Annotated in this window: 8 protein-coding genes and 2 pseudogenes; 5 read left to right on the top strand and 5 right to left on the bottom strand. The window is 54.5% G+C overall.

Annotated elements, in window-relative coordinates; translation table 11 throughout:
* Nucleotides 1-1251, bottom strand: a pseudogene (locus ACR3FE_RS27570) (hypothetical protein); the annotation flags it as partial.
* A 340-nt stretch (nt 1252-1591) separates the two neighbouring features.
* On the opposite strand from ACR3FE_RS27570, the gene ACR3FE_RS27565 reads away from it, so the two are divergent.
* Together ACR3FE_RS27565 and ACR3FE_RS27560 are read left to right on the top strand one after the other, a co-directional pair.
* Nucleotides 1592-2212, top strand: coding sequence for a DUF8102 family protein (locus ACR3FE_RS27565; RefSeq protein WP_458211054.1), 621 nt, complete (start codon nt 1592-1594; stop codon nt 2210-2212).
* 255 nt (nt 2213-2467) lie between these two features.
* Nucleotides 2468-2611 (top strand): hypothetical protein, encoded by a 144-nt coding sequence (locus ACR3FE_RS27560; RefSeq protein ID WP_458211053.1) that lies wholly within the window; start codon nt 2468-2470, stop codon nt 2609-2611.
* 185 nt (nt 2612-2796) lie between these two features.
* On the opposite strand, the gene ACR3FE_RS27555 is transcribed toward ACR3FE_RS27560, so the two are convergent.
* Nucleotides 2797-4053: an O-antigen ligase family protein gene (locus tag ACR3FE_RS27555; RefSeq protein WP_458211052.1), complete on the bottom strand. Its 1257-nt coding sequence runs from the start codon at nt 4051-4053 to the stop codon at nt 2797-2799.
* Nucleotides 4054-4140: 87 nt separating this feature from the next.
* The gene (locus ACR3FE_RS27550; protein WP_458211051.1) at nt 4141-4458 is read right to left on the bottom strand and encodes an SWIM zinc finger family protein; all 318 of its coding nucleotides are present in this window, start codon (nt 4456-4458) and stop codon (nt 4141-4143) included.
* Nucleotides 4459-4650: 192 nt separating this feature from the next.
* Between ACR3FE_RS27550 and ACR3FE_RS27545 the strand changes: the two genes are divergently transcribed.
* Complete coding sequence (locus tag ACR3FE_RS27545; RefSeq protein WP_458211050.1) at nt 4651-4854, top strand: hypothetical protein; 204 nt, start codon at nt 4651-4653, stop codon at nt 4852-4854.
* 218 nt (nt 4855-5072) lie between these two features.
* Entirely contained in the window at nt 5073-5762 is a 690-nt protein-coding gene (locus tag ACR3FE_RS27540; RefSeq protein ID WP_458211049.1) for a hypothetical protein, read from the top strand.
* Between the two features lie 795 nt (nt 5763-6557).
* Here ACR3FE_RS27540 and ACR3FE_RS27535 read toward each other — a convergent pair.
* Nucleotides 6558-6968 carry a ribbon-helix-helix protein, CopG family gene (locus ACR3FE_RS27535; RefSeq protein ID WP_458211048.1) on the bottom strand — a complete coding sequence of 137 codons (411 nt, stop codon included), beginning with the start codon at nt 6966-6968 and terminating at the stop codon, nt 6558-6560.
* A gap of 296 nt (nt 6969-7264) precedes the next feature.
* Here ACR3FE_RS27535 and ACR3FE_RS27530 point away from each other — a divergent pair, with 296 nt between their 5' ends.
* On the top strand, nt 7265-7585 hold the full coding sequence (locus ACR3FE_RS27530) for a hypothetical protein (protein WP_458211047.1): 321 nt from the start codon (nt 7265-7267) through the stop codon (nt 7583-7585).
* A 571-nt stretch (nt 7586-8156) separates the two neighbouring features.
* Here ACR3FE_RS27530 and ACR3FE_RS27525 read toward each other — a convergent pair.
* Nucleotides 8157-9682 (bottom strand): annotated as a pseudogene (locus tag ACR3FE_RS27525) (hypothetical protein); the annotation flags it as partial.

The raw sequence follows: 9682 nt of genomic DNA, 5'->3' as shown, positions 1-9682 counted from the left end.
GGTAGCTTCGAGAGACACAACTATCTCGTCGGTGTCTTCGTTGTATCCGAGGTACCGATTTCTCACGTCTTCGTAACCGTCCACCGGGTGATCGACAAGTGAGATGCCATTATCAGTAGCACTGGCGCGGATAGCGGCCTGTTGTTGGCCGTCCAACCACTGCGTTTGGACTCTCTTGCCGTAGCGGTCGGTGCGTGGCCGGGCGGTAGTGGCGGTGGCTGCTGCAGCGTCTCCCCTTTCCCCCTCTCCGTGCTTGTCCTGGGTTACACGGAGATGGTGGGATGGATTACGATTTGATTTAACATCGGATTTTGGGTACTCCGACAACGACGCCTGCTTGCGATTTTCGGCTTCGACAAGTTCGAGAAACTCTCGACCGGCCTGTGTGAGTTCAACGTGTTTGTACCCATCGCGAGAGAACGTTCGGACGAGTTCGTACTCGTCTTCGAGCAGTCGCTTGTAGCCGTTTATCGTCGGACCTGAAACACCGAGTTCGTCACGGACAACACCGTAGCGGATCGTCTCGGTGTCCTCGTCTCCAACGAGTTCGACGAACCGAGTCTGTCGAGCATTCAACTCGGTAAACGCTTCCTCGACGCCAGCAGCCGCTGGCCCCTGTTTGGGGTAGGACTTGCATTGAGATTTAACATCGCCCGGGAGATCCTCGTGATGCTTATCCGCGAATCGCCGGGCAGTCTTCCTCGACGTCTCAATCCGGAGGTCGCACACACGCGCGAGTGGTGCAAGAATCGACGTACAAATCTCCTGGCGGTGATCCGCTCGTCGGTCGAGGAACTCCCGGCGCAAGTCGACCTGAACCGTTATCGGTGAGTCACGGCCACGAAGGAGTGCAAGCGGTCCGTCGTCCAGCTCGTCAAGTCCCGCGTGTTGAGCGATCGTGTTCTTCGTTCCCTGTCCGTATCCGGCTGTGACGGTCAGTGCGTCCTGGTGCCAGTGACTCTCGTCGTCTTCGAGAAGGCTTGTCGCGACTGTCGCGTACATGGACTGGAGTCCAGTCACACCAGCGTTGAGGAGTGCCTCGGTCACTTCGTATCTTGTCGACGCGGAGGACTCGTCAGCGATATCGTGGACACTCTCGACAAGTGCTTGCTGATAGCCGTCCTGTGTGGCGATCTCACGCCAGACTTTGGAGGGTGGGACGTCACCGAGGACGACAGACACGTCTGGAGCAACGTGCTGTTGTCCCGTCACCGTGAGTCCAATTCGGTCTGATTCGTCCGTATCCTGCATTCTCGCGTCCCAGAACCCGTCTCGTGGGCAAATCGGGACGAAAGCACAGGTGCAAAAGCCTAATAGCCCGGACAGTGTATGTCCGAACAGAAGGCTTGGCTTCATCCAAGGCCTGCTGCCTTCGTCCAATAACTTCCTTCAAAACGCCCGAAATCAGCCGGATCCTGCCAGGGAAGTGGGCTGGCGGGCGTTTTGTTCGATTCGACTTTGCTTAGTGGAGACACTGTGCCACATTGTTAAATAGGCACGTGGTCGCTCGTTAAGCGTGGTTTCTTGATTAGTTCATCGTCGCCCGAGATTATAAGTGTTATCCCGTTCTCACTTGAGAACGTAACAGAATATGCCGGTCAATCCATCACCATCCATCTTGACGCAAGCGCAACGAGAGTTGCTGAGAGGCGAGAAAGAGACCGACGAGAGAAGTGAGCGGGCGATGCGGGCGAGAATACGCTATCGGGTTCGGAGTGCGTTCACGCAGGATGCGCCGCTTCTCTTGGGAATGTCGAGGTCGGATCTCGATACTGTTTTCCATAATTTTGAGCAGGGAGAGCGGTCCATCTCGCCCGACGAAGAACAGACCGAATTCTACGACGGTGTCCGCGATTTGTTGGGGATTATCTATCTCCAGACTCACGACCACGCACCGCCGTATGATTTCGAGACGCTGTTGCGCCAAGGCGTGACGCGGGCAATTGAGCGCAAATATGAAAACGAGGGGACGACACCCGGCATCAAGGTTGATTTTGACGTTGAAGAATTGTCGATACGCCTCCCCGATGACGTCCTGGATGCAATCGAGCGTAGGGACCTTGAGCGCCTATCTGCCAGTGAGGCGCAATTCGCCCTCCGCTTGGCACTCTCCGACGACGATGTCCCGGACGACGTCGTTCGCCAGCAGTTTCTACGTCGATGGGAAGAGGCCCGAGACGCTCCGTGGCCTAAAGACGACATGGACGAGTAACCTCAGGGCGCTGGGAACTGCAATCGCGTGATGATACCGCCGAGAAGAATACCGACGATCGCCGCTGCCTCGCCAATAAATGGACGAAGCGCAGCGAAGATGAGGAACATTGTGATTCGAGAAACAAACCCGCAGGCGATGGGAAATCATTATATCAACGCATTAGATTCGTCGTTAGACAATCTAAACAGTTTTGTCCAAACGATCACCCAACGAGGGACGGAGATATTGCACTGTAACCAAGGGCAGTCTTACGTGCAAGCATACACCTGGGAGAGCGGCACGGGGAACCATATCCTCTGGTCGGTCGATGACGGCACGACGGAAACCCCGCTGATGAAACTCGACACCAGTGGCAATCTCCATCTGAATGGAACCTCGAACCCCGACGCCTTCTAAATATCCATAATAATTCCCGAAAACATATCTTTAAGATGTATCTGGTAGTAGAGAGTTGCATGAGTAATACACGGCACAATCCCACTTCCGACTACCTTCTCGCGGTCGTCGTCACCATCACTTGTCTCGCACTCATCGCCCCAACAATCGCAGACGTCAAACTCGCCATACTCACCACACTGGGACTAATTGCGGTATTTCTCCCAGTTTCCACGTGTCTGTATGCGGTCACCAAACTCTGCAATATCGGCAATAAGATACCCGACGACGAGTGCGGCGATTACTGAGCGGATTGTCACACCCCACAGCGTATATTGATCGACCGTGAAATTCAGTGCGAACCCAACCGCGAGAGAGATCACAAGCGGATCAGCGCGCTTGTTGATACCGTCAAAAATGCTCCCCCAGACGAGGACGATGTACGCACCCATCCCAACAACCCCCGACCGAATAGCGATATAGAGATAACTATTATGCGGGCCGTGAGGACGTTCCAACGGCATCTCAGGCACAATATCGAGTAACCAAAATCGTTGAACGACCCACCCCACACCGACGATAGGGTTCGTTTTGGCTACCCCGATAATGGTTGCGTGCCATAACCAGGCCCGCGTTGCCAGTGGCGAAGCAGCGACAAATGGGTTCTTTGGGAAGAGACCGGTCAGTAAGACCCCACCACTCACCGCTACAGCAATCCCCGCAAGAACACGAGTAGTGACTCGCCGATCGCCCCGTGTAAGCAAGAGATACGTCCCGACGACGGAGAGAAGCCCAAGATACCCCCCGCGAGAGTGAGTGAGATAAAGACACAGGGCGTTCAGAGCAGCAAGGACGGCCCAGACGTGGTGTCTAGTGCGAGTGTAATAGACAGCGCCGACCATGAGGCCCACCACTGGGAGCATCGAAACCAGATTCGGGGATAAAAAGACGCTCTGGTTGGCTGTTGGCGGAGTAAAATCGGGCAGAAAAATCCACGCACCAGTGAGTTGGACAAGTGCAGCACAGACTCCCAAGAGCGCACCACTCACAGACAGGCCGACAAACATCCCCCGTTGGGAGACGACCGCCGGGACGAAAAAGAGACTGGAGACGGTGACAATACTGGTATAGAGTGGCCACAAGCCGAGTTTGATCGTTGCCACGTTCCCAAAGATGACATGGAGGACAAAGATGGCGATGAGTAAGCCACACGCGAACAATTGGGGCCGGGGAATCCGTCGGATGTGTGTCGGCAATCGGTTCGACGAATAAAACTCGTAGAGAGGCAGGCAGGCAGTGAGGGTGAGAACACCCGTCCCGATCGCCGTGGGGATAAACCGCGTGTAATGTGCGGCCATCCCGAAAAACAGACCGGAGAACACCACTAACGGGGTATGCAACAAAAGTGCGCGATAGAATACCGCAGCTGCATCTCTCGACTCATCGAATCCGGTCAAACCCATAATACAGAACCGTCTCCAATCGCAGATATAGGTTTCTGATTTGAGACAACAATAACGATTTAAATGGAAAAAGAGTGCGCTATCTAACTACTTCTCTTCGAACTCTTTGTGTCCGTCACGGTAACACGGCCAGCACGGGACGCCGTGGCTCTCCCAAAGGACGTCACAGTCGCATTCGAGATCGTCCTCGACGGCGGCCATGTGTTTGCAGTTGGTTCCTGTCTTCGAACCGCGATACTTGTAGTCCGGGCACGTGCACGAGACTGCGAAGTCGTCCTCGATGGCGACGGTGTACAGCGTTGGCGTCTCGTGGGTGTTGTTTCGGATATTGACGTGGCGGTCTCCGGCCTGCGCGAACTCGAACTCTTCCGTACCCTTTTCGTGGGTGGGGGTGGTAGTGGACATTGCTTCTGCACCAGAAGCGCGGTCGGTGTCTTCAGCACCGGCCTTTCTGCGAGGCATTCGCGCTTCTTACTTGCATGTATATGCCCAGACCACTTAATACTTGGCCCATACAACCAACATTGTCTGAATGGGCCAATCTTATGGGCCTACGTAACCAATACTGTGATAATGCCACTAACGAATAAATCCGGCATGTCGACTGGCCGTGGGATACTGACTGAATACGAACGCGAATGCCTCGCTGGTGAACACGAAAAGCAGCGCGAATACGAAACGCGCTCACGGGTGCGCGCACGGCTCGACGGACCTCTCAGCGAAGACATCGAGCACCTCAAAGAACACGATCCGGACCTTCTCGACGAACTTCGGGACGTCGTCTGTGAGGACGAGCGTTAAAATTAAATGAGTCGACTGAGATGAAACTGGTAGGTAAATAACTTCGGAAGGGGAGGACCCCTAGAACATCCTCTCCTACACGCGGTCGGCAAATAAATGTTCCGTAAAACCAGCTACGGAACTATCCATGGGGTTGTCACTCATGGTGACCGGTCGTGTCGGCGTTCCCACCCCGTTCGCTGCCGTTCACAATTCGGGGCAGACACGCGAACACGAGAATGAGCGACAACAGCGAATACGTCACGCTAGAACAGGTTGAAGAACTACTCGAAGAACAGCGGAAAGAGTTCGAAGCAAAACTCGAAGCCAAGGACGAACGAATCGATCGGCTTGAAGGGCGTGTCGACGACCTCGAATCCTCGCACGAACTCACCCAAAGCACCGTGTGGGAGTTAGAGGACACGGTCACGGGTGAGTACGACTTCAGCCACCCCCACCTCCAGGGCGAGAGTGTGATTGACCGGCTTGACGGTCTAGAGGACACTCTTGAGGGGTGCGACCCCCAGGGCCACGGTGGAGAAACCACCCTGCACGACACGGTTGGAGAGGACTACACGCCTATTGAGCGCCTATCGGTACTCGGTGAGGATGCTCTCGACGAGCACGTAACTGCAAGTGACCGGCGCGCAGTGGCGCTGTTCGAGCACTGGAAGGAGTGGTCGACGAACACACCACAGGGGAACCTCCTCAAGACAAGTGATAGCCTCAAGTCGTTACTCTCGACTGCTACCGACGAGCATCTAGTGTGGAAACAGGTGTATCGTGCCTGCCGGCGAGTCATGCAGCTCTCGAAGGGACGGATAACGTTCTTCCAGCACGACAAACACGGGTGGATGCTCAAGCAACACTCCGCGTTCGCGTCGCACCAAGCAACGAACACGGGAGTGGCATCGTCGTCAGTGGCGTGAGAGAGACATCGTCAGAATACCCCGCCTGAGAAGGTAACCAATCTAACACGAAACAAAACACCACAACACGAACCAACGCAAACAACTATCGATTAGCTGTGGGTAGATCTTGTTTTGCAGTTGTTTTGCGGTTGTAGAGGGGACGGTGGTTCGTGATTGATCTCTGACGACGGTGTCAGTGAATTGTCGAGGTGTCAATTCCGACTGTTGGTTATATTTTGCTTCCAAGCATCGATTACTTTGCTTTCAAGCACCGGTTACTGACCTTAATTTGGTGCATAATAATATACGGTGCATATATTGGTGTAAACAGCGAGCGTCACAATTGAGGAGGAAGGAAGGAGCGCGTGTATCCGACATCTGCACTTGACGCTCGCTTACAGTGCCACCGCTTGTGCACCCCCCTGTAAAGCAGTCAGGGAGTATGGGAAAGGGAAGGAGGGGGGAGCGCGTTGATCGAGGACCATTTTTGAGTAATGAAGATCTAGCCAATAGGCTTTTCGTTCTTCGTGTGACTGGCTAATGTATATTTTTCGCCCGCTAATTTCTTCAGTTCTGTAGAGAATAGTGGTTCGTGAGGCAGCTGTGGGGCCGGTGTTAGTGGAGCCTATCACCGCGTGCGTTTTGCCGTTGAGGTAGATCTTGTTTTGCGGTTGTATAGGGGCCAGTGGTGCGTGTTGAGGTTCTGACGACGGTGTCCTGGATGGCGTTTCTGTTCGCCATAACGATCCTCCTCGTTTATGCGTTCGCGACACGCGGATCGAAAAAGAGCGAGTCCAACCTCATTCGCCATCGTTAATTCTCCTTCCCGAAGATCCACCACCGAAGCCGTGTACTCAGTGATTGTTCTCGCCACGTGAGTTCGTCCTCGACATAGCGTTGTAGCTGCTGATTCTCTTCTCGTTGAGCAAGCACTTGCCGTTTCTCACGGCGAAGGCGTTCGACTTCGGTTTGTAATTCATCGTGTTCTTCGATCGGGATGCACTCGCCTTCTCCGTGTTCGTTTTTGAGTTCGGCGTGTTCTTCTTGTAGTTGTTCGTGTGTTTCGTCCGGGACACACTTGCCTTCTCCGTGTTCGCTATCAAATTCTCTCCGTGTTTCGAGGACGTCCCGGATATATTCTGACCGTGTGCTCCCGTGTTCTTCCGCCTCCCGCTCTAAATCCTCCAGCGTGTCCTCCGGGATTCGAAGCGTAATCTGTTCCATATCCCATCGTGTTCTCGCGGGATGCAATGAACTTTTGTCAGACGTTGGGGTGCGAAAAGATGTTGCATCATACGGTTTATGGAATCCGAATCGGCTCTAAACCGTCTCGTGAGTACGAAACTCCCTGATTTGGCGTGCCAGAACCGTCCTGCGGATTACTGCCGCATAATTTCCTAAGCGGAAGTGAAATTCCCTCGGGAGTGTTGTCTCAATCTGTGCGCAATCCGTGTTGTAGGATGTATCTCCCTTCTATACAGGTGCCTCATAACAATGTCACACTCCAATATAGATTCACTATGGTATCGAGCATGATATTGAGCTTAGTAAGAAGAATCGGTGTATTCCAGACAGCACCTTCCGGGGACCCCGAAGTCGAAGACCCCGTAGAGAGATTTTGCCTGTGGGTTCCTATTGTTTTCACCGTGGCCGTTCTTCGCTGGGTAACCAAGCGGATTTCAAAGAGGATCAAGAAGTGCAAGTGGCCCTGGAAGATATTCTGTTGGATAGTTGCTATTATCGTCATCGTTATCCTGGTCCTTGTCCTCGTCATCGTAACCATTGTATGGTGGGTATACATATGCGGAAGGGAACTGGAAGAACTAGGGAGGGAGGAGTGACGAACCAGATAAGATGACCGACAAAGACACAGCCGCGCAGCGATGCATCCCCTGTCTGCTCGCGAACGCCGTAGGGGTGTTCCTCATCATTGTCTATTTGATCCATCGAGTCAACGAGTTCCAAGATGACCATTTATGATGAATAGATTCGAGAGTATTTTTGAAAACTCGCCGGAGTTCGAAAGCCGCCTCGCCTCGTCGATAGCTATTAGTTTTCCCGAGAGGTTTTCCCGGCAATTCCTTCTGATTTCGTCTCGACGGGATTCAAAATCGTAAGACTGCGCGGAACGTCAGGACTTGTAGCTACGCGGGCGCGCACGCGACGGTGGTGAAGAAACTTTGATTGGCTTTTACTCGCGCGCGTTGACCCGTCAGATTAGTCGGATAGAGCCTACGCGCGGGCGCGCGACGGTGTGGAAAAAACTTTCATCGACTTTCCGGAGATCCGGCTCGATCGTGCAGACGTCCCCACTGCCGGGGATGCTCGACGGCACTCCACCACGAGTGGAAAGTCGTGGAAACCCCAACGCGCGCGTGTACCCCACTCAAAAAACTCAAAAAACCCACTCGTTTAAACAGAGAGTGGTGTCTGCTCCGGCGACTGCCCGAAGGTGACGGACGTCTCTTCTCGTTCCGGATCCGCACAGAACGATTGGAGGACGGACACCCACGGTTCAAGCCACGGTGCATGCTCGAAGAGTGGCGTCAGCTCCAACTGATACCAGTCGAGACCGTGTATCCAGTCCTCCTCGGGGAGAAGTATCGTGGCCGCCTCGTACAAGACGTCGGTAAACGTCGTGTGTTCGTCCAGGACGTAATCGGGAACAGTCGGACCACCATCACCGTCCGGACGAGAGAGGCACAGCGAGAGTCCAGCAGCACTCTCACGGAGGAGACCAAACGCTTCGAGGCGTGGCCGGTGTTTCGTTACCGTCTTCTCGGTGACGCCTGCCGCTTCTGCCAGTGCCTTCTGTGTCGCAAAGGGTTCGTCCGACCGGAGGAGTGCCGCTATCATCTTCTGAAGGCCGTTATCCATCTCGGGGAGGAAACGTCTCCAGGACAGTTGGGTAAGCGCGTACCGGACGTCGACGAGGTCGATCTCACGGCCAACAGGATTCGACTCTTTGCCGAGCGCGTAGCAAGCGTGTGCCACGTCGTACGCCGAACCCGTGAGTCCGTGGAGGAGAGAGATGGCTTCTCGTGACGGGGTTATGTTCTTCCAGCCGAGGACACGGCCAGCGACACGTCCACTCAGACGCCTCGACGGGGTTTCGATCGGGACAGACACCGCCACTTCCGGTGCGTCTTCGTTCTCTTCGTCCGGGTGTCGAAGGTACCGACGGAGATCGTCTTCGAACTCGGTTGCGTGTTTCCCGACGAGGACGATCGAAGCCATGAACTTGCCAGACGGATTGGCTGCATCGACGTCTGGACGCATCGGAGGCGTACCCGCACTGCTGTCGTGGAGATGGCGGTTCAGTGCGAACACACCGTATCGAGACTGAATTGAAATCGTCTTGGCGAGTGTCTTGGCAATAGCGGCGCGCTTGTCCTCGTTCGTCTCGACGTCGTTGGTGTCCGCAAAACGAACCTCATACCGGGGCGTAATCCCCGTCATGTCGAGGAGTGCCGTCATCGTCCCCACGACACCGTGACAGTGCCGCAGTAACTCGCCACGGACAGACGCGTCTTCATCACTGAACATGCCGTGTTCAGCTTTTACCTTGGCGAGAGTCTGCGTGAGGTCTAGGATCTCCTCGTGTGCCTCTTGGAGTCTCTCCACGAGGTCTGCACCGTCCTGGACACGGTCCGGGAGCCAGCCAACGCACGTTGCGTCTCGGAGGATCGTACGGTCGTCAGTGAGTAAGCCATCGAGAGATCCACCGTGTCCATCCAATCGTTCGGGAGTCAGTGCTGTCTGCCACATTTGACCGGAAGTTAACGACAGTGCAAGACCTGCCATCAAGGACACCGAGGAGGTAGCTTCGAGAGACACAACTATCTCGTCGGTGTCTTCGTTGTATCCGAGGTACCGATTTCTCACGTCTTCGTAACCGTCCACCGGGTGATCGACAAGTGAGATGCCATTATCAGTAG

This window comes from Haladaptatus rarus (genome assembly GCF_054177585.1).
The sequence above is the reverse complement of the archived record's forward strand: the minus strand, read 5'-3'. Positions and strand labels throughout refer to the sequence as shown.

Excerpts from the sequence above, each read along its gene's own strand:
- ACR3FE_RS27555 (WP_458211052.1), bottom strand. The coding sequence starts at position 4,053 with ATGGGTTTGACCGGATTCGATGAGTCGAGAGATGCAGCTGCGGTATTC.
- ACR3FE_RS27530 (WP_458211047.1), top strand. The coding sequence starts at position 7,265 with ATGGTATCGAGCATGATATTGAGCTTAGTAAGAAGAATCGGTGTATTC.
- ACR3FE_RS27565 (WP_458211054.1), top strand. The coding sequence starts at position 1,592 with ATGCCGGTCAATCCATCACCATCCATCTTGACGCAAGCGCAACGAGAG.
- ACR3FE_RS27540 (WP_458211049.1), top strand. The coding sequence starts at position 5,073 with ATGAGCGACAACAGCGAATACGTCACGCTAGAACAGGTTGAAGAACTA.
- ACR3FE_RS27550 (WP_458211051.1), bottom strand. The coding sequence starts at position 4,458 with ATGTCCACTACCACCCCCACCCACGAAAAGGGTACGGAAGAGTTCGAG.
- ACR3FE_RS27535 (WP_458211048.1), bottom strand. The coding sequence starts at position 6,968 with ATGGAACAGATTACGCTTCGAATCCCGGAGGACACGCTGGAGGATTTA.
- ACR3FE_RS27545 (WP_458211050.1), top strand. The coding sequence starts at position 4,651 with ATGTCGACTGGCCGTGGGATACTGACTGAATACGAACGCGAATGCCTC.